This is a genomic window from Sulfurimonas sp. NW9 (assembly GCF_051132275.1).
GTDB classification, from domain to species: domain Bacteria; phylum Campylobacterota; class Campylobacteria; order Campylobacterales; family Sulfurimonadaceae; genus Sulfurimonas; species Sulfurimonas hydrogeniphila.
Window position 1 is genome coordinate 2,035,733 of record NZ_CP093236.1, and the last position, 25,212, is coordinate 2,060,944.

General features: G+C 38.5%; 22 protein-coding genes and 3 pseudogenes. 13 read left to right on the top strand and 12 right to left on the bottom strand.

Annotated elements, in window-relative coordinates; all coding sequences use genetic code 11:
• Nucleotides 1-178: 178 nt before the first annotated feature.
• The 6 genes and pseudogenes from pstS to MLC44_RS11545 all read left to right on the top strand — a co-directional run bounded on the left by pstS (nt 179) and on the right by MLC44_RS11545 (nt 5,962).
• Nucleotides 179-1,183 (top strand): phosphate ABC transporter substrate-binding protein PstS, encoded by a 1,005-nt coding sequence (gene pstS / locus MLC44_RS11520; protein ID WP_346389637.1) that lies wholly within the window; start codon nt 179-181, stop codon nt 1,181-1,183.
• A gap of 156 nt (nt 1,184-1,339) precedes the next feature.
• Nucleotides 1,340-2,293, top strand: a complete 954-nt coding sequence (gene pstC / locus MLC44_RS11525; RefSeq protein ID WP_151899522.1) for a phosphate ABC transporter permease subunit PstC — start codon at nt 1,340-1,342, stop codon at nt 2,291-2,293.
• On the top strand, nt 2,290-3,096 hold the full coding sequence (gene pstA, locus MLC44_RS11530; RefSeq protein WP_151899521.1) for a phosphate ABC transporter permease PstA: 807 nt from the start codon (nt 2,290-2,292) through the stop codon (nt 3,094-3,096). Before pstC ends, pstA begins: the two co-directional genes overlap by 4 nt.
• Nucleotides 3,097-3,113: 17 nt before the next feature.
• Nucleotides 3,114-3,897: pseudogene (gene pstB, locus MLC44_RS11535) on the top strand (phosphate ABC transporter ATP-binding protein PstB).
• A gap of 25 nt (nt 3,898-3,922) precedes the next feature.
• Nucleotides 3,923-4,582 carry a phosphate signaling complex PhoU family protein gene (locus MLC44_RS11540; protein ID WP_151899519.1) on the top strand — a complete coding sequence of 220 codons (660 nt, stop codon included), beginning with the start codon at nt 3,923-3,925 and terminating at the stop codon, nt 4,580-4,582.
• The gene (locus MLC44_RS11545; RefSeq protein ID WP_434657420.1) at nt 4,583-5,962 is read left to right on the top strand and encodes an ATP-binding protein; all 1,380 of its coding nucleotides are present in this window, start codon (nt 4,583-4,585) and stop codon (nt 5,960-5,962) included. It abuts the gene before it with no gap.
• Here the strand turns inward: MLC44_RS11545 and MLC44_RS11550 are convergent.
• Genes MLC44_RS11550 through MLC44_RS11565 form a run of 4 tightly spaced genes read right to left on the bottom strand, consistent with a single transcriptional unit; the run spans nt 5,959 to nt 9,390 of the window.
• Nucleotides 5,959-6,390 carry a sensor histidine kinase gene (locus MLC44_RS11550; RefSeq protein ID WP_434657422.1) on the bottom strand — a complete coding sequence of 144 codons (432 nt, stop codon included), beginning with the start codon at nt 6,388-6,390 and terminating at the stop codon, nt 5,959-5,961. The genes MLC44_RS11545 and MLC44_RS11550 overlap by 4 nt on opposite strands.
• The gene (locus MLC44_RS11555) at nt 6,351-7,862 is read right to left on the bottom strand and encodes a PAS domain-containing protein (RefSeq protein ID WP_434657425.1); all 1,512 of its coding nucleotides are present in this window, start codon (nt 7,860-7,862) and stop codon (nt 6,351-6,353) included. Before MLC44_RS11555 ends, MLC44_RS11550 begins: the two co-directional genes overlap by 40 nt.
• Nucleotides 7,859-8,143, bottom strand: a complete 285-nt coding sequence (locus tag MLC44_RS11560; RefSeq protein ID WP_434657427.1) for a hypothetical protein — start codon at nt 8,141-8,143, stop codon at nt 7,859-7,861. Before MLC44_RS11560 ends, MLC44_RS11555 begins: the two co-directional genes overlap by 4 nt.
• A complete protein-coding gene (locus MLC44_RS11565) occupies nt 8,128-9,390 on the bottom strand; it encodes a diguanylate cyclase domain-containing protein (protein WP_434657430.1) in 1,263 nt (420 codons plus the stop codon). The genes MLC44_RS11560 and MLC44_RS11565 overlap by 16 nt, the downstream gene beginning before the upstream one ends.
• Nucleotides 9,391-9,552: 162 nt before the next feature.
• On the opposite strand from MLC44_RS11565, the gene MLC44_RS11570 reads away from it, so the two are divergent.
• The 6 genes and pseudogenes from MLC44_RS11570 to glnA all read left to right on the top strand — a co-directional run bounded on the left by MLC44_RS11570 (nt 9,553) and on the right by glnA (nt 14,580).
• The gene (locus MLC44_RS11570) at nt 9,553-9,876 is read left to right on the top strand and encodes a hypothetical protein (protein WP_434657433.1); all 324 of its coding nucleotides are present in this window, start codon (nt 9,553-9,555) and stop codon (nt 9,874-9,876) included.
• Entirely contained in the window at nt 9,801-10,091 is a 291-nt protein-coding gene (locus tag MLC44_RS11575) for a hypothetical protein (RefSeq protein WP_434658881.1), read from the top strand. The genes MLC44_RS11570 and MLC44_RS11575 overlap by 76 nt, the downstream gene beginning before the upstream one ends.
• Nucleotides 10,092-10,129: 38 nt before the next feature.
• Nucleotides 10,130-10,285, top strand: a pseudogene (locus MLC44_RS11580) (hypothetical protein); the annotation flags it as partial.
• Nucleotides 10,286-10,330: 45 nt separating this feature from the next.
• Nucleotides 10,331-11,263 (top strand): GNAT family N-acetyltransferase, encoded by a 933-nt coding sequence (locus MLC44_RS11585; protein WP_434658882.1) that lies wholly within the window; start codon nt 10,331-10,333, stop codon nt 11,261-11,263.
• Nucleotides 11,263-13,023, top strand: coding sequence for a GGDEF domain-containing protein (locus MLC44_RS11590; RefSeq protein ID WP_346389643.1), 1,761 nt, complete (start codon nt 11,263-11,265; stop codon nt 13,021-13,023). The genes MLC44_RS11585 and MLC44_RS11590 overlap by 1 nt, the downstream gene beginning before the upstream one ends.
• 126 nt (nt 13,024-13,149) lie before the next feature.
• Nucleotides 13,150-14,580: a type I glutamate--ammonia ligase gene (gene glnA, locus MLC44_RS11595; protein ID WP_434636828.1), complete on the top strand. Its 1,431-nt coding sequence runs from the start codon at nt 13,150-13,152 to the stop codon at nt 14,578-14,580.
• A 50-nt stretch (nt 14,581-14,630) separates the two neighbouring features.
• Here glnA and MLC44_RS11600 read toward each other — a convergent pair whose 3' ends face one another.
• Nucleotides 14,631-14,795, bottom strand: coding sequence for a hypothetical protein (locus tag MLC44_RS11600; RefSeq protein WP_434657435.1), 165 nt, complete (start codon nt 14,793-14,795; stop codon nt 14,631-14,633).
• Nucleotides 14,796-14,972: 177 nt separating this feature from the next.
• Here MLC44_RS11600 and MLC44_RS11605 point away from each other — a divergent pair.
• Nucleotides 14,973-16,628 (top strand): annotated as a pseudogene (locus tag MLC44_RS11605) (2-isopropylmalate synthase).
• Here the strand turns inward: MLC44_RS11605 and MLC44_RS11610 are convergent.
• From MLC44_RS11610 to alaS, 7 genes are read right to left on the bottom strand one after another with little or no spacing between them, the layout of a single operon-like run.
• Nucleotides 16,625-18,622 carry a penicillin-binding protein 1A gene (locus tag MLC44_RS11610; RefSeq protein ID WP_434657437.1) on the bottom strand — a complete coding sequence of 666 codons (1,998 nt, stop codon included), beginning with the start codon at nt 18,620-18,622 and terminating at the stop codon, nt 16,625-16,627. The pseudogene MLC44_RS11605 and the gene MLC44_RS11610 overlap by 4 nt on opposite strands.
• A complete protein-coding gene (locus MLC44_RS11615) occupies nt 18,619-19,308 on the bottom strand; it encodes an ATP-binding cassette domain-containing protein (protein ID WP_418640705.1) in 690 nt (229 codons plus the stop codon). Before MLC44_RS11615 ends, MLC44_RS11610 begins: the two co-directional genes overlap by 4 nt.
• Nucleotides 19,305-20,402 (bottom strand): aminotransferase class I/II-fold pyridoxal phosphate-dependent enzyme, encoded by a 1,098-nt coding sequence (locus MLC44_RS11620; protein WP_434657439.1) that lies wholly within the window; start codon nt 20,400-20,402, stop codon nt 19,305-19,307. Before MLC44_RS11620 ends, MLC44_RS11615 begins: the two co-directional genes overlap by 4 nt.
• A complete protein-coding gene (locus MLC44_RS11625) occupies nt 20,399-21,415 on the bottom strand; it encodes a GGDEF domain-containing protein (RefSeq protein ID WP_346389648.1) in 1,017 nt (338 codons plus the stop codon). Before MLC44_RS11625 ends, MLC44_RS11620 begins: the two co-directional genes overlap by 4 nt.
• Nucleotides 21,415-21,972 carry a septum formation inhibitor Maf gene (gene maf / locus MLC44_RS11630; RefSeq protein WP_151899509.1) on the bottom strand — a complete coding sequence of 186 codons (558 nt, stop codon included), beginning with the start codon at nt 21,970-21,972 and terminating at the stop codon, nt 21,415-21,417. Before maf ends, MLC44_RS11625 begins: the two co-directional genes overlap by 1 nt.
• Nucleotides 21,962-22,498, bottom strand: coding sequence for a hypothetical protein (locus tag MLC44_RS11635; RefSeq protein WP_418640709.1), 537 nt, complete (start codon nt 22,496-22,498; stop codon nt 21,962-21,964). Before MLC44_RS11635 ends, maf begins: the two co-directional genes overlap by 11 nt.
• The gene (gene alaS / locus MLC44_RS11640; protein WP_418640710.1) at nt 22,498-25,089 is read right to left on the bottom strand and encodes an alanine--tRNA ligase; all 2,592 of its coding nucleotides are present in this window, start codon (nt 25,087-25,089) and stop codon (nt 22,498-22,500) included. The genes MLC44_RS11635 and alaS overlap by 1 nt, the downstream gene beginning before the upstream one ends.
• Nucleotides 25,090-25,212: the final 123 nt, after the last annotated feature.

Here is a 25,212-nt window from a genome sequence, read left to right on the forward strand (position 1 = left end):
TTACATAAAGGTTACAAAACGGCAACAGGCAACAACCCTATACTATAATTGTAAATGATACAAAACAATTCAAGTGACAATACTCTTGAAGTTTGTCACAAAGTTTTTGCCGTTTTGTAACCTTAGTGTAATAAAAAAAGTCTATACTTTCATAACTAAAATTAAAAAGGTGTAACAGATGACAAAAGTAATCAAGTTAGCTCTTGTAGCTTCAGTTCTTACAGGCGGACTCAGTGCAAATGATGTACTCAAAGGAAGTGGTGCTTCTTTTCCATATTCGGTATATCAAAAATGGACAAAAGCCTACTATAAAGCTACTGGTATCAAAGTTGACTATATTTCAAAAGGTTCTTCAAAAGGGATCAAAGATGCGAAAGCAAGACAGGTTGATTTTGCAGGAACAGACAAACCATTGTCACCTAAAACACTTAAGAAAAACAACCTTTATCAGTTTCCGGGTGTTGTCGGTGCAATCACAATGGGCTATAATCTTCCGGGTGTTTCTGAGTTGAAACTCAGCAGAAGTGCAATCGTTGCAATCTCTGAAGGGAAAATAAAATACTGGGACAACAAGTTGATCACTGCTGCAAACGCAGGATTGAAACTGCCACATGAAAAAGTAACATTTGTTCACCGTGCAGACGGGTCGGGAACAACATTCAACTACACATATTTTTTAAGCAAAGTATCCAAAGAGTGGCGACATACATACGGTGCAAAAAAATCTTTGAACTGGCCTGGCAACCAACATATCGGTGGAAACAAAAATACAGGTGTGGCAAGTCTTATCAAACAGACTCCCTACTCTGTCGGATACATCGACTATGCGGATGCACAGAAAAACGGCATTGTAATGGCTTCGGTTGAAAACAGAGAAGGGCACTATATCAAACCTGAATTAAAAGCATTTCAGACAGCTGCTGCAAAAGCAAACCTGGATCCCAAAAAAGATTTTTACTCTATTATTGCCGATCCCAAAGGTGCCGACTCTTATCCTATCGTAGCTGCTACATTTATCCTGGTGCCTGCTGAAAAACCTGAAATGGATAAAAAAGTAACAGCATTTTTTGACTGGTCATACAAAAACGGTCAAGAAATTGCAAAAAGTTTAGGTTTTGTTCCATTACCGGACGCACTTACAGACAAAATCAGAAAATACTGGGAAGAAAAAGGGATTAGATAATCTCTTTCTTCAAAAAAAAAACAAATTTCAAATTTCACTCTCTCCTTATTTTATGTTACACTTTTTGTGTAGCATAAATTTCTTTCCTTAATGTAATCTCTTTGTAATGAAATTACAATATAATATCAAAATAAATTTACTCTAGGGTTTTCTTATATGGAAAAAATATTTCAAAAGCTCTCTTTATCAAGTGCTTCTCTTGTGCTCGTTATACTTATTGGCATATTTATCACTCTCTTTAGCGCTGCAAAGCCCGCCATTGAAGAGTTTGGACTCCATTTTCTTGTTGATCCGACATGGAACAAAGAGGTTCCTGTGGAGAGTGCTGCCGGCACAATAAACACTGCTGTAAACATCGCAGATGAAAATGCCATCGAGGATGAAGATGATATGATTCTTGATGAAGATGAAGAGTCTCAGACAAAAACACTTTATGGCGGACTTGTTCCGATAGTCGGAACAATTCTTTCTACGCTTATTGCCCTCTCTTTTGCACTGCCTATTGCTATGGGTATTGCTGTTTTTCTGGCTGAAATCGCTTCAAAAAACATCTCCAAGTTTGTCGGTATGGCCATTGAACTTTTGGCGGCAATTCCGAGTATCATTTTTGGTATGTGGGGGCTCTACTATTTTGCCCCCATTATCTCCGATACCTTTGGCGGCTATCAGGTCTCTTTGTTGACCGCCGGACTTGTTCTTGGCATTATGATTCTTCCCTTTATGGCAGCCATCACCCGTGACAGTATGAATACAACCCCTGATGTCCTCAAAGAGTCTGCCTATGCGCTTGGTGCCACAAAATTTGAAGTGGTCAAAGATATTATATTTCCCTACTCAAAGGTTGGTATTATAGGCTCTATCATCTTGGCACTCGGACGCGCCTTGGGAGAGACTATGGCTGTTGCATTTTTGATTGGAGCAGTCTATTCACTGCCTGAAAAGATTACTGACCCTACCATCTCCATTCCTGTTGCTATGGCTGTAAACTTTGGCGAAGCCAGCGGACTGGGAGAAAGTGCACTCTTTTATCTGGGTCTGATTCTCTTTGTAATGAGTTTTATCATCATTTCAGTTGCCAAATTTTACTTTTTGAAAAAGGCTAAATTATGAGACTTCTGCTAAACAAAATCTTTTTGGCACTTTCGGTAACTTCTGCACTTATAGGCATTGGTTTTTTAGGATGGATTCTTGCCGTCCTTTTTATCAAAGGACTCTCTTCGCTTCATTTAAGCCTCTTTCTCAATGACCTTGTTGACGGGGGACTCAGAAATCTTTTGGTGGGGCAGCTTGTTCTTGCCTCTTTGGCAGGTGCTATAGGAATACCGCTGGGAATGCTTGCAGGTATTTATATACGCGAATACGGAAGAGGAAAATATCCGGAACTGATTCGGGATTTGAGTGACATCATGATGTCCGCACCTTCTATTGTAATCGGAGCCTTTGTCTATGCCATAGCCGTTGCCCCTTATGGAGGAGCCAACGGATTTGCCGGTATTTTAGCGCTTACCATTATGATGGTTCCTATCATCATCAACACAACAGACTCTATGCTCTCTCTTGTCCCCAAGGAGTTACGAGAAGCAGGTATTGCCCTTGGTGCATCAAAATACCGTGTTATCCTGGACATCGTTATAAAAGCCGCAAAAGTGGGAATCATGACAGGTATTCTTTTGGCATTTGCAAGAATTGCCGGTGAAACGGCACCGCTGCTCTTTACAAGTGAAACAAGCAACTATTTCAGTCTCGATCTCACACAGAGTTTTCCCTCTTTGACTGTCAGTATTTATAATCTTGCCAATGAACCTGAAGAGTCGAGTCGTGATCTTGCCTGGGCTGCTTCATTTATACTGACAATGATGGTTTTAGTTATCAACCTGCTGGGTCGATTTATCACAAGAAACAAACACAAATAACTAAGGAAACAAAAATTATGCCTGTAATGAATATTAAAAAATTCTCTTTTACCTATCCTGGGGTCGACGAACCCTCTTTAAAAAATATAAATCTATCCATAGAGAAAAATAAAATTACTGCTCTTATCGGTCCGAGCGGTTGCGGAAAATCAACACTTTTACGCTCTATGAACCGTATACATGACCTGTATCCCGGTAATAAATATGACGGAAAGATTGAGTTACTTAATGAAGCAACCGGAAAATATCAAAATATTCTTGAAATTAAAAAAGAGAATGAATTTATAGAACTCCGCCAAAAAGTCGGTATGATTTTTCAAAAACCGACACCTTTTCCTATGAGTATTTTTGACAATGTTGCCTACGGATTGAAAATTGCAGGCATCAAAAACAAAAGTGAACTTGCCGACCGCGTAGAGACAGCACTCAAGGGCAGTGCATTATGGAAAGAAGTCCATGACAGGCTCAACAAGTCTGCAATGGGACTCTCAGGCGGGACAGCAACAGAGACTCTGCATTGCCCGCGCAGTAGCAGTCAAACCCGAAGTCATTCTTTTTGATGAACCGACCTCCGCCCTTGACCCCATCTCAACAAGTGCCATTGAAGAACTGCTGGTGGAACTGAAAAAAGATGTCAGCATTGCAATTGTGACACACAATATGCAGCAGGCTTCGCGTATCAGTGACTATACTGCATTTATGTACCTTGGAGATTTGATAGAATTTGACAAAACAGAAAACATCTTTTTAAATCCTAAAGAGAAAAAAACAGAAGACTATATCACAGGTAGATTCGGATAAATTATAAAAAACAAAGGAGTCAAAAATGTTACCTACATTTAGAACAAGCCTCGATGAAATAAGAAAAAAACTTACACATATCGGAGAAAATCTTGTAACTGCCAATACACTCATTCTCCAGGCATTACAAAACTGCGATGAAAAAACCTTTAATGATGCAAGAAACAGCATCAAAAACATTACGGCAAAAGCGGATGAAATTGACAATGCAATCATTAAAGTCCTTGCTCTGTATACACCAGAAGCAAGAGACCTGCGACAGGTTGTTGCCTACTTTAAAATAAGCAATGAACTCTCACGCGCATGCTCCAACACAAGAAGCTTCATACGGGGATTTACTGATGTATGCAAAGACCTTGATGTCAAAGAGATTAACGAATATGCAAGCCTTATGCAGACCTCAACGGTCAAAGCCATTACAACAACAGTAAGAATGATCAATGTTGATGACATGGATGAACTTCAGGAGATGTATGAAGAGGTACTTATCGAAGAAAACAAAGTTGATGACCTGTATGAAATGATAGAACGAAAGCTTGTAGAACAGGCCGAAGGCTCGAGTACCTTTGAAAAATATCACAAGATGCTCAGAGCACTTCGAAAAAGTGAAAAAATCGCCAGCAGGGCAATCAGCGTGGCAAACCTGCTGGTATATATCAAAATCGGTGGAAACATCCACAATTAAATGAAAAAAATTTCCCAAATAGTATTAGAGAAGTTTTTAGCACTCTTTTTAGCACTCTTTTTAATAGTGAGTGCTATAGTCTACTATTGGGTATATGAATTTTATCTTCACTCTTCAAAAGAAGCACTTATGCAAGCCACTGAGCTTGTCTCTTTCACTATCAACAAAGACACAGACCTTGATGCACTTGCAAAAAAGGTAAAAAAACAGCTCCATTTGCGCCTAACAATTATAGATGAAGAGGGCAATATTCTGGCAGAATCTGACAAAGACAAACATACTATGGACAACCATAAATACAGAGACGAAATTGTACAGGCAAACAGGGAAAAACACGGCTACACCATACGCCACTCACATACCCTTGACAAAGATCTGCAGTATGTGGCAAAAAAATACACCATTGACGGCAGAGTTCTCTATGTACGGGTTGCACGTGAAATCAAAGGTGTCCGCAGTGAAATCATCAACCTTGGCATTAAAATAGCCTTTGTTTTACTGCTCTTTTTTCTTATCGTTCTTTACATGTCCTACAGAATAAATATACAGATTCAACATGAAACAAAAAGAATAGTGGACTTTTTAAAATCTTTGACAAAAAAGAAAAAAGATACCTATATAAAATCTGACTTTTCCCAGGAATTTTCCCATATAACAAACCTGCTTACAAAAGTTTCACAGATTCTTGTCAAAAAAGAGAAACAAAAAACAAAATATACGCAAAAACTCCAAAAACTCAATGAACAAAAAGATGATATTATTTCTGCGATATCCCATGAGTTTAAAAACCCTATCGCGGTTGTAAACGGCTACTCACAGACACTTCTTGATGATGAAAACATCAACCCGAGTATACGAAAAAAATTTCTTACAAAAATCTATACAAACGGTACAAAACTCAGTGAGCTTATAGATACCCTCAGACTCTCCATGAAACTTGATGGCGGGCACCAGGCTTTAAATACACGCAAAGTAAATTTATATAATCTGGTACAAGAAACAGCACAAAACCTGGGACTGCATTATAAAAACAAAAAAATTATTGTCAATGGAGACAAAACCCTGGCCATAGAGATTGATCCGACACTTTTTGGCATTGTCATTACAAACCTGATAGAAAATGCTTTTAAATATTCCGAAGATGAAGTCATAGTCAATATCAGTCAAAATTCACTCGAAGTTATTGATACAGGAATAGGTATTTCTGAAAAAGATTTGCAAAGCATTACAAACAAATTTTACAGAGTCCACTCGAACCGATGGAACAACTCTTTGGGTCTGGGACTCTTTCTCGTGAACAATATCATTCAGCTGCACAACTTTAAACTTGTCATCAGAAGCAAACTGAATGAAGGCTCCAGTTTTACTATTGTCTTTTAACTCTCCTGCGTAAAGTCGATGATAAATTCAGCTCCCTCTTTTGTATTGCTTGCATGTAAATGTCCGCCCATGTTTTGTTCAATTATTATCTTTGACATATAGAGTCCTACACCTGTACCCATACCCTGCTCTTTTGTTGTAAAGTAGGGTTCAAACACTCTTTTTATAATTTCCTCCGGTATTCCGCCTCCGTTATCTGTGATAATTATCTTTTTGTTTTTCAGTATAATGTCTATTTTTCCATACTCTTTACGGTTGTGGACAATGGCATCTTTTGCATTGGATATAATATTGAGAATAACCTGCTGAAACTCACCTTCAAGCCCATGAAGCATAAAATCCTCTCCATGCAGTGATATTTCAATATTGTGACTTTTTAACTGTGCATTTACCAAAGAAAGAGTGTTTTCAATGCTTGTTTTACCCAAAAATCCTGTTTGACTTTATCGACTCTGAAAAAGTTTCTAAAATCATCTATGGTTTGACTCATAAAGTTTATTGTCTGTGTCTGTTTGTCAATAAATTCATCTATAAACTCTTTGTCAATTAAACCCTCCTCATAATCATCATCAAGATTTTGAATATTGATATTGAGTGAATTCAGCGGTTGTCTCCACTGATGCGCTATGGCTCCGACCATCTCCCCCATCGCAGCCAGCTTTGCCTGTTCCTGGAGCATTTTGTCTTTTTGCAGTATCTCGTTTGTACGTTTTTCTATCTCTTCTATGAGGTGTTCATTGAGCTGTTGCAGTTGTGTCTCAAGTTTCTGTCTTTTGCTGACATCTATCAAATAGCCTAAAAAGTGCGTTATTCTCCCTTTTTTATCACGAATAAAAAGCGTTGTCTGTTCTACCCATTTTTTTGTTTTGTCTTTTGTCGTGATTTGATATGGCTGATGTTTTAAAATATCTAAATTCTTTTCAAATGCTTCTGTAAGTTCATGGAGGGCGTTTTGCAAATCCTCTGCATCTATCAAATCAGGATATTCGATTTCACCGTTTACAAACGCCTCTTTTGTGTATCCTGTCAAAGAAGCAACATTGTTTGAGACATATTCGACACTCCAGTGAATATCATTTTGCCATCTAAAAAGAGCAATATCTCCTTTGTCAAAAAGTTCCAGGAGTTTTTGTTGTTCCTGAGCTGTTTCTTTAAGTGCTTTTTTTCGAATAAACTGTAGATAAAAAAGATACACAAGCAAAAACAAGCCTAAAAGCAAAATCAGACTGATGAGCTTGAAGTTGTACAAAATAGACTGGATATTTGAATTGTCTGCATATAACACAAGATAGGCTACTGTCTGCTTTGATTTTACATTTTTAACAGGTAAAAAAGAGACAACTTCGACACTTTTTCCTGTTTTTTGATACAAAGAAAAAGCCTTGCATTTTTGCATATTTTCTTTTATCTCCTGCTGATGTTTTTGAATAATATTTTCTTTCAAATACTGCAGATACTGTGGTCGAACCCCTTTTGTATAAACAAACATGTAGTCATCTGATTCTATACTTGTTTTATAGTGTGCTAAAAATTCTTTGTCTTTATACCATTTCACATCAAATACTTTTTTATTGACCAAAAAATGTGTGTAGAGTCTGTTTACTTTGGCAAGTCTGTTTTGAAAAGATTCTGAGGAAAAAGATATTTCATAGGCACAGATATACTTTCCCCCCTCAAACAAAGGAAAAACATTACGAAAACCATGCGCAATACGCCCCTGCTCAAACCCTGCAATCGCTTTATGTGTTTTATTGACATACTCAAAAGTATAGCGAATACCTGTTAAATCATCCCCGTATCTGTCCGGTTTGTGCATGCGTAAAAAAGAGACATTGTCGGGGAGTACAAACTGCATTTGTAAAACACCGCGTTTTCGAATTTCGCTGTATTGCTTTTTCAAATGTTGATACAATTCTTTACGCAGAACTCTCTTTTTGCCTCCGTTACATGTAAAGCCTCCTGCAATATACGCAAAACCGTTGCATCATTAGACACAAAGGCATTTAAAGAGGCTGCATCTGCCTTGTCTGTCTCATTTACTATTTCATAATTTATTTTCAAATGCCTGAGAACCGAAGAGAGCTCTCTTTGAATTAAGTGGTTTTTATGATAGTTGTTCAGGTACTGGCTTACCACAAACAAAAGCAAAAATAAAAGTAAAAATTTTATTTTCTGTTGCATTTTTGCTTACCACTTGGTTTCTTCCGTTCTCTTTTGCTATATAAAGCTTCATCCGCTCTTTGGAGCATTGATTTGAGCGTATCCCCTTTTTTATAAGCAGTGACACCAAAGCTCAGTGTAATCTTTCCATATTCCTGAGCATGAAGTTCTTCAAATTTTTTTCTGCATTTTTCAAGAAGCAGCTGTGCGTCATTAAGTGCTGTTTGCGGCAAAAGCATAACAAACTCTTCTCCGCCCCATCTTGCTATAGTATCGGCACTTCGGGTACACGAAGTCAGTATATTGGCGACAAGTTTCAAAATTTCATCCCCAACCAGGTGTCCGTATCTGTCATTAAAAAGTTTAAAATGGTCTATATCTGCTATAGCCAAAGAGAGGGGGTAGCCATATCTTTTGACCTGAGAAAGCTCATACGCAAAAATCTCTTCAAACTTGTTCCTGTTATAGAGTCCTGTAAGCATATCATGGTTGGCTTTTTTTGTAATGGCTTCTCTTTGTTTTTCTATTTCAGTTACATCTGTAAAGTTCATCAGAAACTGTGTTTCATTAATCTTGGAAATATTGACCAAAAATGATTTTTTCTCATGTTTAGTGTTTACAATCGTTGTAATTCTCTGTGTCTCATTCAAAGAGTTTATAAAATCATACAGACTGCTGCCTTTTTCCAGGAAAGCCTGTATGTTTTTCGTATTGATACTGTCCTCTTCATTTGAAAAAATGTTAATAATAGAATGAAATTTTTCATTAAATTCTTCTACACTCTCTACTCCAAAGTATTTCAAAAAAGATTTTGAGGCAAAACTGACATGTTCAATATTTGCAATAACAGACATACTGTTTTCAGAATCTATAATATACTGCAGAATTTCTCTCTGTTCTTCATACTCTTTTTCAATAATGATATTTTTGGCAAGTTTTTCTATCAAAGCGGTTAAGGATTTTTTTTGCACAGGTTTAAGCAGATACCCCTCCACCTGCAACTCTATCGCTTCCAGCAGATAGGCACTTTCACTGTGTGCTGTTGTAAATATAACCTTTACATCCGCGTCCCTCTCTTTTATGGCCCGAATCATATCAAGACCGTTCATTTTAGGCATTTTAATATCGCTTACAACAATATCAGGCTGATACTTTTTAAAACATTCGAGTCCGACAATACCGTTGTTGGCTGTATATAATTCTTTGCTTATCCGTTTGAGTGCACGGGCATAGCCTTCACGCACGTCATCTTCATCTTCTACATACAAAATCTTATCTGTTTTGCATATTCAGGCATGAGCATCCCTTTTCAATATTTTCCACTAAATTAAGTATACAGAATTATCTTGAATTATATATAAGGAAAAATGTAATCTCTGTGTAACCTCTCTTTACTATAATTTTTCAACGCAATACAAAAAAGAGTATGTATGATTGATGTTGAAAAAATGATTATAAAAAAATACCCCAAACTTAAAAACTCCAGGGTGATCAAAGGTGCAATTTCAAAATTTGCAGATTCTGTAGTCCATGAGAAACAAATCAATGAATTTATCAAAAAGAACAGGCATTTGGGCAGTTTTGAGTTTATAGACGAAGCATTGCAATACCTCAACTTTGATTTTTTCGTCTCCGACAAGGATCTTCAAACATTCCTTCCTCCGGACGCGTTGTCATTATTGCCAATCATCCGCTTGGTTCTTTGGATGCACTCGCACTTATCAAACTTGTCAGTAATATCAGAAAAGATATAAAAGTTGTTGCAAATGATTTTTTAGAAGTCATCACTCCCATAAAAAATATTTTAATCAATGTCAACAATTTTAAAGCACGGCAAAAAAAAGAAGCCGTTACACAGGTATATGCGGCACTTGATGCAGAAGAGGCTGTCATCATTTTTCCTTCCGGCGAAGTAAGCCGGGCTACTCCGACAGGAATAAAAGACAAGTTTGGCACAAAGGTTTTTTAAAATTTGCCAAAAAAGGCAATGCTCCTGTACTTCCCGTATTTATAGGAGGGAAGAATTCCAAAACCTTTTACTCCGTATCAGCGCTGAACAAAAAACTTGCAGCCCTGCTTCTTGCACACGAAATGTTTAAACAAAAACACAAAGCTATTGAGATGATTGTAGGCGAACTCATTCCTTATGAAAACATCACGCCAAAGGGGATACAAAAGGACAAACTCCTCAAACTCTATAAAAAACATCTGTATGCCCTCAAAAGAAATGAGAGCTATTTTGAAACCCAAAAAGCAATTGCCCATCCCGAAGACAGACGGGATCTCAAAAAAGAGTTAAAATCATCACAACTGCTCGGAGAGACAAAAGACGGAAAAAAAATTTATCTCTACAGCAGCAATGACAACAACTCTATTATCATCAATGAAATAGGACGGCTCAGAGAGCTCTCCTTTCGCAAAGTCGGAGAGGGTATCAACAAAAAAAGAGATATAGACAAATATGACAGATACTATAAACACATTATACTCTGGGATGAGGAAGATCTTGAAATAGTCGGGGCATACCGTATAGCCGAATGTACGGATATCATAAAAAAATTTGGCGTTGATGCCCTTTATACAACAACACTTTTTGATTACAACGAAGCATTTTTGTCTTACCTCCCCGATGCCATAGAACTCGGCAGAAGTTTTGTCCAGCCAAAATACTGGGGTTCCCGGGCGCTTGATTATTTGTGGTACGGCATAGGTGCATATCTCAAAAACAATTCGCATATCCGTTACATGTACGGTCCGGTTTCACTGAGTGAAAGTTATGCCAAAACAGCCAAAGATATGATTTTATACTTTTATGATCAAAACTTTCAAGACAGACAAAATCTTGTCAGGGCAAAAAATCCCTACAACTTTAAAACAGATGAAACACTCATGGCAAATCTTAAAAAAGAGTTCAGTGCACCGGAATACAAAGAGAATTTCAAAACACTCAAAAAAGCGCTTGGCAGTATCAATACAAATATTCCAACGCTTTACAAGCAGTATGCCGATCTGTGTGAAAAAGGCGGCATACAATTTTGCGCCTACAACATAGACAGTGATTTTTCCAACTGTATAGACAGCTTTATAATCGTCGACATTTCAAAAATAAAAGAATCCCAAAAAAAGAGATATCTAAAATAATGAATAATGAACTCACCCAACACTGGAAAAACAATCTTAAAATTCTTGATGTGGCTTTTCAGCCTATCATCAATATCCATACAGGAACACTCTACGGTGTCGAAGCCCTGTTGAGAAATTTTCAGGATGTCGGATTTAAATCTATCTTTGCACTCTTTGATGCTGTTTATAAAGAGAAACTTTTGTACTCTTTTGATTTGGCACTGAGAGAAAAAGCTTTAAAAAAATACACACAGATACAAAGCTATAAGAACATAAAGCTCTTTTATAATCTGGATAACCGGGTTTTGGAAATGGAAAATTTTTCTACAGGAAATACAACAAAAATTCTCAAAGAGCTCAATATAAAGAAAGAAAATCTCTGTTTTGAAATTTCGGAAAGACAGGAAATTTCCAGTGAATTTGACCTTGAAAAAATACTCCAGCATTATAAAAATGAAGATTTTTCCATTGCAATAGATGACTTTGGTGTCGGCTATTCCGGATACAAACTTTTTTATGATTCCACACCCGATATCATCAAAATTGACAGATTTTTTCTGCAGGGACTTGCGACCAATATGAAAAAAAAGCTTATGGTTCGCAACATCACACATCTTGCCATTCAACTGGGCATTAAGGTGATTGCCGAAGGTGTTGAGACAAAAGAAGAGTACCTTACATGTAAAGACATCGGCTGCCATTTGGCACAGGGCTATCTTATTCAGAAACCTACAAAAAATACACAAAAAATTTATCAGCAATACACAAATATCATTGACATTATAAAGTTCGACAGACGGATAAGTGACAAAAATATTTTACTGAAAAACAATATAGACAAAATTCAGCCTTTAAAACTTAAAACAAAAATGAATCTGGTCATAGAGTATTTTAAAAAGAATCAGAGTGTTCCCATTGTTCCTCTTGTAAATTCCCAAAATGAGCCTGTGGGAATATTGCTTGAATCTGACATCAAAGAGTTTCTTTACTCTCCCTACGGCATGTCTTTACTCTTAAATGAACAGAATAACTCAAAACTGGAAAACCTGCTTCACCCCTGCGGGCATGCAGATATCAACAGCAACACCACTACCCTTATAGAACTTTTTGCGAACAATCCTGAATCTTCAGGCATTATTATTACAAAAAACTCAGGCTATTATGGATTTTTGTCCGCAAAAGCAATTATCAACATGATGCATCAGGAAAATATGATTCAGGCCAGAGACCAAAATCCGCTCACAAAACTTCCCGGAAACACAATGATTGAAAAATACATATACAAAGTATCCCAATCCTCAGCATCCTATCTTCTGTGCTATTTTGACCTCGACAATTTCAAAGCCTTTAATGATGTGTACGGTTTTCGAAACGGTGACAGGATTATTCAGCTTTTTGCAGATATTATGAGAAAAGAACTGCCAAAAGATGTTTTCAAAGCCCACATAGGAGGTGATGATTTTTTTGTTGCCTGGGAGAATAAAGATTTTACCCACAACTCTTTTGACATGAAAATGATAGAAAATATTTTGGAAAAATTTGCTTCCTCGGCAAAAGAATTTTATAACAAAAAAGATAAAGAGAATGGCTATATCATTTCCAAAAACAGAAAAGAGCAAACATGCAGGTTTCCGCTTCTCACAGCAAGTGCCTCCTTGCTTATCACTCCAGAGAAAAAATCATTCATAAGTGAAGAGCATATAAATACAATTCTTTCCTGTCAAAAAAAAGTTGCAAAAAATGAACCAAAACATCTTGCTGTGAGTTCTTTGATTTAAAAAACTTTCATTTTTATCACAATATGAAACAAATCTGAGAAATTGATTATATTTTCATCATTCTCAAAGTTATAAATTTGTTTTAATAAGATATACTACATGCAGATAAAATTCAGGAGATAATTAATGGGAAAATTCGTTAATAACATAGAAGAGTTCTTTACATTTTGTAATGAAAATGATGTACAATTTGTAGATTTGAGATTTAGTGATATTAAAGGTTCATGGCACCACCTTACATACCGTTACAGTGCAGTAAATGCAGAAAATTTAGAAAACGGTTTCCCGTTTGACGGTTCTTCTGTCGAAAACTGGCAACCGATTAACAAATCGGACATGCTTTTAAAAGCAGATGTTCCGACTGCATTTCTTGATCCTTTTACTGCCGATCCTACTGTGATTCTTATCTGTGATGTATATGACATTTACAAAAATGAATTATATGAAAGATGTCCGCGTTCAATCGCAAAAAAAGCACTTAAATATGCCGAAGATATCGGAATAGCTGATGCTGCATACTTTGGTCCGGAAAATGAATTTTTTATCTTTGATGATGTTAAATTTGTTGACAACATCAATGAGATGGGATTCAAAGTAGACACAGAAGAGGGTGAATGGAATTCAAACACCGGATATGACGAAATGTACAATACAGGTCACAGACCGGGAACAAAGGGCGGTTACTTCCCTGTAGCACCGACAGATTCTATGGTAGACATGCGTGCTGAAATGATGCAGGTGTTAGAGCAGGTTGGTCTTGAAGTTGTTCTTGGACACCACGAAGTTGCCCAGGGTCAAGGTGAAATCGGTATCGTTTTCGGTGATATTATCACTGCTGGTGACAATGTTCAAAAATACAAATATGTTGTAAAAATGATAGCGCACCTCAACGGTAAAACTGCTACATTTATGCCAAAACCATTATATGGTGACAACGGAAACGGAATGCATGTTCACCAGTCACTGTGGAAAAACGGCAAAAACCTTTTCTATAAAGAAGGCAATTATGGAAACCTAAGTGAAATGGCAATTCATTATGCAGGCGGGATTTTCAAACATGCTGCTGCAGTTGCTGCATTTACAAACCCGTCAACAAACTCATACAAACGTCTTATTCCTGGGTTTGAAGCACCAAGCATTTTGACTTACTCTTCTCAAAACCGCTCAGCTGCCTGTCGTATTCCGTATGGTGCAGGTGAAAAAGCAACACGTATTGAAATGAGATTCCCGGACTCTTCATCTTGTCCTTACCTTGCTTTTGCTGTAATGATGATGGCGGGACTAGACGGTATCAAACATGCTACAATCCCTGTCGGTCCGATGGATGAAGACCTGTTTGAACTTTCTCTTGATGAAATTCGTGAAAAAAACATTCCACAAATGCCGCACACACTTCGTGAAGCATTAGAAGGTCTTATTGCAGACAACGAATTCTTAAAGCCGGTATTTACATCTGAATTTATAGAAGCATACCAGCACTATAAATTTGAACGTGATGTATGGCCGGACGAAGGTCGCCCGACTGCATACGAATTCAAAACTACCTACCAGTGCTAAGAACTTTAGTTTAGGCTATATGTTCTAAGCTTTTTCGGAACCCGTACTTTCTATGCTAAAGCATGGGTTCCGACAAAATATCTCGGAATCGGTACTTCAGTGCCGACTGTTGCTACTTTTATGACACTCTCAGCCCGCACTGAAGGATGGGTTCCAAAAAGCAACACCCCTCTGCTCGGAATCGGTACTTCAGTGCCGACTGTTGCTACTTTCATGACACTTTCAGCCCGCACTGCAGAAAAAAATTTAGTTTTTCTCACAAGTCATGCGTTAGCATAGAAAATACGGGTTCCAAATAAAAGCCCATTAAATCAAAAATTCGATATAATTGCAAACATAATAGTCCTGTATAAGAGTGCAGCTGTTAAATAATTCAAGAACAAGGATTCTTTATGAAGAATATTCCTAAAGGCAAATACAAGCCTTATCCGAAAATAGACTTGCCAGACAGAAAATGGCCGGACAACAGTATAACCAAAGCACCGATATGGTGCAGTGTCGATTTGCGCGATGGCAATCAGGCACTTATCAATCCTATGGATATGAAGAAAAAACTTGAATTATTTGCACTCTTACTTAAACTCGGTTTCAAGGAAATAGAGGTGGGATTCCCCTCTGCTTCCAAAATAGAATTTGATTTTTTGCGCAAACTCGTCAATGACAATCTCATTCCGGATGATGTCAATTCAGGTACTTGTGCAGGCAAGAGAACATTTGATTGCCAAAACATTTGAAGCCTTGGAAGGTGTAAAAAAGCAACGGTACATTTGTATAATTCAACCTCGGTTGCCCAGAGAAAAATAGTGTTTTCAAAAACACAGGATGAAATTATTGACCTTGCCCTGGAGGGTGTTGATTTGGTCAAAAAATATGAAGCAAATCATAACGGAGAGATATTTTTAGAGTATTCTCCAGAGAGTTTTACGGGAACAGAGTTGGATTTTGCGGCACGGATTTCCAATGCCGTAACGGCTCGCTGGGGAATAAACGAAAACAGAAAGGTGATTATAAACCTTCCTGCAACAGTAGAGATGGCGACGCCTAATATTTATGCAGACCAGATAGAATGGATGGGCAGACACCTGGATAATCGTGAAAATGTCATCATTTCAACCCATACCCATAATGACAGAGGCACATCCATCGCTGCAACAGAGTTGGCACTTTTGGCAGGGGCAGACAGAGTCGAGGGAACACTTTTGAGCAACGGAGAGCGGACAGGCAATGTAGATATCATCACCCTTGCCTTAAATATGACCTCCCAAGGGATAGATACGGGGCTTGATTTTTCGGATATCAACGAAGTGGTGCGAGTTGTCGAAACATGTACAGAACTTCCGACACATCCAAGACATCCCTATGTCGGAGAACTTGTTTATACTGCATTTTCCGGTTCCCATCAGGATGCCATTAACAAAGGGCTTGCCTATCAGCAGGCAAAAGAGGACCCTTTTTGGGAAGTGCCTTATCTGCCGATAGATCCGGCTGATGTGGGACGGACGTATGAAAGTATCATCCGTATTAACTCACAATCGGGAAAAGGCGGAGTGGCTTATATACTCGAACACAATTACGGCTACCATTTGCCAAAAGCCATGCATCCTGAAATCGGTCGTGCCGTGCAGGCATTAAGTGATGAAAAAGGACGAGAACTGGAACCCGAAGAGATCTTGGAAGTTTTTAAAAATACCTATTTCAATATTGAAGAGCATATCTCTTTTATAGACTTTACGCTCTCTTCAGATAACGGGAAGGCTACATGTACTTTAACGTACAAATACAATGGAGATGTCATTACATCTGAGGGCGAAGGCAATGGACCGATTGATGCCTGTAAGAATGCACTGATGCAAAAGTACAAAAATGATTTTACTGTTAAGTCATACTCGGAGCACTCGTGTGGTGACAAAAGCAGTGCACAGGCAGTAGCATACATAGAAATTCAGACAAAAGAGGTACTCTCGCGTTTTGGTGTCGGAATAGACAACGACATCACTGTAGCCTCAATCAAAGCCATGTTTTGTGCTTTAAACAGAACCTTTGGCTAAAAAAGAAGTTCAGATTCTGTTTCATCACTGTAATCACTTCTTGGCGGCTTTGAGATATCACTGAAATACTCTTTTTTTCCATTGATTTTAACTTCAATAATTCCCTCAGGCACATCAAATTTTCGCTTTATCTGCGGGTAGAGTTTCAAAAGATTTCTGAAATAATAAGCAAAAGCAGGACCCGAAACCCGTCCTCCTGTCTCTTTGTGATACATCGGTGTATTGTCATCATTGCCGAACCAGACAACTGTCTCAACTGTAGGAGAATAGCCCGCGAACCAGGCATCTATATTATTATTGGTTGTTCCTGTCTTTCCTGCAATTTCTATGCCTCGCACTCTTGCTCTTCGTCCTGTTCCTCTTGTGACAACATCACGCAGTATCGTCGTCATTATAAAAGCCTGAGTCGGAGCCGTTATATAATAAGAAACATCCTCTTTTTTATAAACAGTACTGCCGCCTTGGTCAATACTTGTAATCAAGTGAGGTTTTACCTGAATCCCGTAGTTTGAAAATGACGTATAATACTGTGCAAGTTCAAGCGGTGACATTGACATGGTTCCAAGTGCAATAGAGAGGTCATTTGGCAGATTTTTAATATGAAATTTTTTCAGTTCCCGCAGCAACTGTGACAGGCCTATGTCATTTACAAGATTGATAGTCGCTAAATTTCTTGAATGAATAAGTGCTTCTCTGAGAGTAATGAGACCTTTATAGTTTTTTTCATAGTTTTTAGGCTGCCATTTCATCTCCTCACCATTTTTTTCATAGGCATATGTCTGGGCAATATCAACAAGTTTTGTAGCACCCGAATATCCCAAATCAATAGCTACCTGATATATAAAAGGTTTAAAAGCGGAACCGGGCTGGCGCCTGCCCTGAGTAGCACGATTATAAGAGCTTTTTTTATAATCTACACTCCCAAGCAGTGCCAAAATATCCCCTGTTTTGGAATCAAGAGAAACCAAAGCACCGTTAAGCTGTGACACATTGACATCCTGGACTTTAAAGGTTTCGTCTTCTGTTTCCTGTGCCTCTTTTTCTTTATATTTTTCAATTCTCTCTAAAGCTTTGTCATACGCATACTGCAGTGATTTTCTTCCAATATCCTGCAGTTTCAAATCAATCGTTGTATATATTTCATATCCGCCTGTTTTTAAGTCGTCAATTCCCATATTTCTGAATCTTCTTGCAACTTCATCCACAACAAAAGGGGCTCTGTTTTGTGTCAGTGTATCATTATATACTACCGGATTTTCAGCCAATGCCTTTTTGTATGTTGCGTCGTCTATCCAGCCAAGTGTATACATTCTTGTTATGACACGATTGGCTCTGCCCATGGAAATATCATAGTTTTTTGTAGGCGCATAGGTACTTGGCGCCTTTGGCAATCCCACAAGTATGGCTATCTCTTTAAGTGTCAAATCAGAGAGCTTCTTGTGAAAATACCCGTCTGCAGCTGTTTTGATGCCATAATATCCGTGCCCAAAATAGATCTCATTTAAATACCGTTCCAGAATCTGCTCTTTTGTCAGTGCATTTTCAAGTTTAAAAGAGTATATCAACTCTTTTATTTTTCGTGAAAGTTTTTTCTCCCGGGTCAATAATTTGTTTTTTACCAACTGCTGCGTAATCGTACTGGCGCCCTCAACCATCTTTCCTGCTTTGATATCTTTGATAACTGCCCGAAAAATTGCATCAAAATTAACGCCGGAATGTTCAAAAAAGGTTGTATCTTCAATGGCGACAAGTGCTTCAATTACCCTTGGAGGAATCTCATTAAAAGAGGCATAATATCTATGCTGTTTATCAAAAATATTTGCTATTTTTTCTCCGTTTTTGTCATATATTCTGCTTGTCTGTTTTGGTTTGTAGTCTACTAAGGAGGAGATATCATAATCATAGCTTACCAGGTAATAGCCAAGAATTATAAAGGGTGAGAAAAACCCTAAAATCAGTACGGTTACAAATGTTCTTTTTAGTAGTTTTTTCATGTTCTGAATTTCCTGTTGGCAAAACTGGCCTCTATTAATATTTTTGTATACTCTTGTTGCGGATTCTCTGTTATTTCACGCATTTTTCCGCTTTCAACTATTCTTCCGTTTTTTATGATAGCAACATCTTCGCACAGTGCCTTGGCAGAAGCTATGTCATGTGTCACAAAAAGCATTTGAAACTGCTCTTTTTTTTGCAATTTTTTTAAAAGCTGAAGTATCACCTCTTTGGTCTGGGGATCAAGTGCGGTTGTCGGTTCATCAAGTAAAAGTAACCTCGGTTTTGATTCTAACGCAATTGCAATGACAACACGCTGAAGTTGTCCGCCTGAGAGTTCGGGGGCAAAGCGTTCGAGCAAATCGTAATGCAGACCGACTTCATCAAAAAGTTCCCTGACCCTTTTTGGCTCACTGAAAAACTGTTTTTTGATTTTTGTCAGTGGAGAGAGTGCTGTAAAAGGATTCTGCGGCACAAAAGAGAGTGTTTTTCCTGCAATGAGTTCAAAATCAAAATTATCTGCAAGCTCTACTCTCATCTCTTTGGGCAGCATCCCCAGAAGCGCCTTGATTGTCAGGCTTTTTCCGCTGCCGCTTTGCCCTATTAATGCCAATGAAGAGGAAATGTCAAAGGAGATGTCCACCAGGGCTTTATTGTTGTAGATAATTTTGAGTTTGGACATTTTCATGATTTTATTCCTGCCAACTCTTTGCAAACCAGTCTGAGCGTATCACTCTTTTCACCGAGTCTTGCAATCAGACGAATTATTGCAGAGGCAACCGTAGGCTGGCGTATCGCCCCCACACTGTAACCGGATTTCAACAGCCTGTTTTTAATATCTATGACCTGTCTATTGTCTCCTATACAAACAGGCACAATCAAACCCTTTACATGTAAGCCTAACTCTTGGGAGACTATTGTTTGGCGAAGCATTATCTCTTTTTTCAGTGTTTCACTGTTTTGCAAAATATATTTGAGTCCGTTATGCGCCAACAGTGTATCATACAAAGAGAGAGCAGTCGCATACACAATCGGTTTTGCACGATTTAAAAGATAGTGTGATATATGTTCTGATGAGAGTATAAAAGCACCGAAACTGCCATAGGCTTTTCCGAGCGTTCCCATTTTAATATGGTTTTGCTTTACGGCAATACCGTAATAATCAAAAACACCCATCAGTTTGTCTCCGACTACTCCGCTGCTGTGCGCTTCATCAACTATCAAAATCGCTTCCTCTTCATCACATATATCAAAAACCTCTTTTGCGCACAAATCACCGTCCATTGAGTAAATACCCTCAACTGCAACGATCTTTCGTTTGGCAGTTGAATGTTTTAGCAAGCTTTGCAACTCCTGCATATCATTATGTTTGAAAAAAACTACATCTATATTATGTAACTGGGAAGCCAAAACACCTGAGGCATGATACAGTTCATCCATAAAAAGCGTATCACCACGACGGACAAGCGATTCAATCAAGGCAATATTTGCATTAAATCCGCTTCCAAGCACTATTGCTGCCTCAAAGCCGTTTGCTTCACATAAAGCCTCTTCAAAATCCTTGTGTATCTGATGATAGCCGTTTATCAGCATAGATGCCTTGGGATTGTTGAGCGGATACTCTGCTAATTCTTTACATGTAAGCGTATGAAGTTCTTTGTTGTGCGAAAGTCCCAAATAGTCATTTGAGGCAAAATCATGCAGAGTGTTGTCAACAATTTCACGTGTCCGATAACGCCCTGCTCTTTGAAGAGCTTTGAGCTCTTTAGCATAAAAATTCATCCAAGAACTACCTTGTTTCTCCCTGTTTCTTTTGCTTTGTAAAGAGCCAAATCAACTCTTTTATACAGAGAAATATCATCGTCGCCTTTTTCATACTCTGCAACACCAAAGCTCATGGTAATAGGCAGAACAGCTTTGTATTTTTCAACACTTTCTCTTATCTTTTGTGCCAGGGCATACGCTTTGTCTTTCGTAGTATTTGGCAGGATCACTATAAACTCTTCTCCGCCGATTCTGCAAAAAATATCGGTATCACGCAGCATAGAAGCAATATACTTTGTATATTCTACCAGTACTTTATCGCCTGTATCGTGCCCGTAGTTGTCATTGACTTTTTTAAAAAAATCTATGTCAAAAATAATCAGCGAAAACGGATGGTGATAGCGCTGTGTCAGCAAAATCTGTTCATCCAGTTTTTTATGAAAAAAACGCCGGTTGCCGATCTTTGTCAGTGAATCTTTTACAGCCAGAATCTCCAGCTCTTTTTTATAGTTTTCCTGTTCGGTTATATCGGACAGTATAATTCCGTACAGATTGTCTTTTTTGTCAAGAACCGAAGCAGAAATAGCAAAATAGTACTCTTTGTCGTAAATCCTGACTTTGGTTTTGTGATATACCTCAGAATTTTTGACAATATATTCTATCCAACCCAGACCATTGTTTACAGCGCCGATATATCCTTCTTCTTCTTCAAAAAATTCACATATACAATGGTGTTTTTGTGAGAACTCTTCTATATTTTTATAGCCTTTGAAATATTTAAAAAAAGTTTTATTTGCAGAAACAAGCTTTTTTTCATTACTGACAATGACAATATTTGTAGAGTTGTCAATGATACTTTTATAATAGTGTTTTTGCTTGGCATAGCGATAAAACAGAATACTGATACCCATAAACAAAAGTGTGACAAGAATAACATTCCAAACCAGACTTAATTGCAATGTGACAAAAAGTACGAAGAGATATGCCAGCAGTATATTAATAAAAAAACTGTATCTTTTATAAAAATACATCAGTTTTGCTCCATAAAAGTTTCCAGCACTTCGACACAAAGTCCCATTGCCGTACTCTCATAGCCTCTGACTTCTTTGATGTAGGGCTTGCAAAACCCTTCTACCATACAGGCACCAGCCTTGCCTCGCCACTCTCCGCTCTCTAAGTAACGTTCCAAATCTTGTGTATTAAATGGTTCAAACAGATAGTCTGTCTTTGAAATATCTATTATCTTTTGCTGTTTTGCATGATATATCATACATGTAATGATACTCGTAATATTTCCGCTCTGCGTCATTAAAATATTACGGGCATCATCTTTGCAGCGTGCCTTTCTTAAAATATGTCCCTGGCTTGTAACAACAGTATCGGCTACCAACAGCGGATACTCTTCATAGCCAAATACTCTGAGATTTGCTTCATACTTGCCCAAAGTTGCCTGATAAACAAAGTTTTTCGGGCTGTTTGCGACAATACTCTCTTCATCAAAATCAACACTCTCTTGAATAAAATCAATGCCTGCTTTTTTTAAAAGCATGGCGCGTGTCTGAGATGATGAGCAGAGTCTAATAGGCATTTCGCAGAGTCACTCCCAGATAAATTGCAATAATTCCAAGTGTGATATTGATGGGAACCATATATTTTCCAATAAGCTCTAACGCTTTTTTTGCACCTGCTGTATCACCTTTTTGTAAAAGTTTCTGTGCTTTGTTGCGTCTGAAAATCATAGCCGCAAGATTAGCCGCCATAATCATCCAGATCACCTCTTTTACATGCACAAGATTATATATATGCATCGCATACTCATCTATCACATTGCCGCCTGCATCAACGGCAGCCGCACGAAAACCAAGTCCGACAGCCATGATAACTGCTGTAATGATAAGTATAACAACAAAAGGCAAAACAATCATAAAGAGCCTGTTGAGTGCCTGTGAAATTCGTTCGAGTCTGTGCAGAGGTGATTCAATTTGTATAAATGAAGGATGCGCTGCAAATTTCATGGCAATCATCCCTCCGACCCAAACAACGGCAGAGATTACATGTAAAAAGACAATCTGTGTTCTGTAATCTGCAAAAAGTTCAATCATAAAATCTTTCATCAATCCAATACCTCTGTAATAAATTTCAGTGCTGCTTCTTTTGCCTCAGGCAGTTTTGAAGCATCTTTTCCTCCGGCTTGGGCAAAGTCAGGACGACCGCCACCGCCTCCGCCAAGGAGCGGTGCTATTTTTTTGATCCAATCACCCGCTTTTGCCTCGCACCCTTTGACACCTGCGGCTATAAGCACTTTATCGCCTTTGACCTGGAAAAGCATTGCACAGAGTTTGTCATTTTGATTTTTCAGCTCATCTATCTTTTCTTTGATATCCCCGTTAGGCAGTTCATCCACAACTACTGACACACCGTTTATCTCATCTGCTTTAATTTCAACTTTTGCAGCTTCGTGTGCCTCTTTGAGTTCATCTTTCAAAGCAGCTATATTTGATTTGAGCCTGCTGATTCCTGCAAGCAGATCAAGATTTTTCACTTCACTCTGCGCCTCTTTTACAAGTGCTCTTTGCTCACAAAAGTATTTATACGCCGCATTGCCGCACACAGCTTCAATACGTCGCACACCGGCACTCACACCGCTCTCTTTGGTAATGATAAATGAACCGATATTTGCCGTATTGTCTACATGTATTCCGCCACAAAACTCAACAGAAGCGTCTGCAAATTTGACAACACGCACCTCGTCTCCATACTTCTCGCCAAACTGGCTCTTCGCACCTGATTTTTTTGCCTCTTCTATAGGCAGTACCTCAGTTTGGGCAGGAATTGCACGCATTATTTCAACATTTACACGTTCTTCTATTACATGTAATTCTTCTTCACTGAGCGCTTTTGGATGAGAAAAATCAAATCGCAGACGATTTGCCTCAACCAAAGAACCCGCCTGTGAAATATGTTCTCCAAGCACATCAAAAAGTACCGCATGCAACAGGTGTGTTGCCGAGTGATGTTTTGTTATCTCATTTCTGGAAATATCCACTTTTGCATCTACATGCTGTCCGACTTTGAGAGAGGCATGCAACTCTATCTTCGAAAGATTCAAACCAAAGAATTTTTTCGTATCAACTACCTGTGCAATGCCTTCAAGTTCTCCAATATCACCACACTGTCCGCCACTCTCAGCATAAAAAGGTGTAATATCTAAAAATACCCATCCTTTTTCTCCGGCTTGCAGTTCTTCCACACGCACATACTTTTCATCTAAAAGTGCCAGCACTTTGCTTGCATGATGCATAGTTTCATATCCGACAAATCTGTTTTCACCAAACTCCTCAAGCAGTGTTTTAAAGTCACCGCTGATGGCATCATCCCCACTCCCTTTCCAGGCAGCTTTGGCACGTCTTCTCTGCTCATTCATCAGGCTCTCAAATGTTGCCGTATCCAGTGAGAGGTTTTTTTCTTTGAGCATATCTTCTGTCAAGTCAAGCGGAAAGCCGTAGGTATCATAGAGTTTAAAAGCCACTTCACCCGAAAACACATACCCCAGGGCACCTTCTCTGCCCTCGGCATTCACCTTGTCTTTGGTATTTTGCAGTTCCATGTTAAAAAGTGCTATGCCTGATTCTATTGTCTTGAAAAATCGTGCCTCTTCAAGCTCTATCTGTTCTTTGACAACCTCTGCTTTGGTCTGAAGATACTCATACTCGCCACCCATAATATCAACCAAAGTATCTACAAGTTTATACATAAACGGTTCGCGAAAACCTAAAAGATACCCGTGACGCACAGCACGGCGCAGGATTCTTCGAAGCACGTACCCGCGTCCCTCATTAGAAAAATTTACACCCTGAGAGAGTAAAAATACTGCGGTTCTGATATGATCTGCTATAACACGGTACGATGCACCCGTAGCGTATACATACTCTTTGCCTGTCAAATCTTCGACTTTTCGGATAATCGGCATAAACAAAGAGGATCCATAATTGGAAATGGCACCCTCTTTAATGGCTACAACACGCTCCAGTCCCATTCCTGTATCTATGGATGGATGTGCAAGAGGAATTCTCTCTCCGCCTTTTTCTTTGACTTCATACTGCATAAAAACAAGGTTCCAGATTTCCAAAAATCTGTCGCCTTCACCGCCCATATAATCCTCAGGACCGCTAAAATGCTCTGCTCCCTGATCATAAAAAATCTCAGAACACGGCCCGCACGGTCCCGTATCGCCCATAGACCAGAAATTGTCTTTGTCTCCAAGACGCATAATCCGCTCAGGCGCAATGTGCTTTTTCCAGATTTCTTCAGCCTCATCATCACTTTCATGCACTGTTACCCAGAGTTTGTCTTTGTCCAGATGCAATATCTCAGTGATAAACTCCCAGGCATAGGCAATTGCCTCTTCCTTGAAATAGTCTCCGAAACTGAAATTTCCCAGCATTTCAAAGAAAGTATGATGACGCGCTGTATGTCCGACATTTTCCAGGTCATTGTGTTTTCCACCCGCACGGATACAAGTCTGGCAGGATGTGGCACGAGGATTTTTGGGACGAGGAACCTCCCCTGTAAAAATCGACTTAAAAGGCACCATGCCTGCGTTGTTAAAAAGCAGAGTCGCATCTTCAGGCACCAAAGGCGCTGAGGGAACTCTTGTATGTTGTTTTGATTCAAAAAATTTTAAATACTCTTCTCTAATATCCATGGTTGTTTCTCTTTTATAAAATTACGCGATTATATCCAAAAGGAGCTAAATTTTTTGAATTTATTCTCTTTTTTCTACAAATTAAACAAATTTTTTAAAATTAATGTGCCTCTTAACTATAAT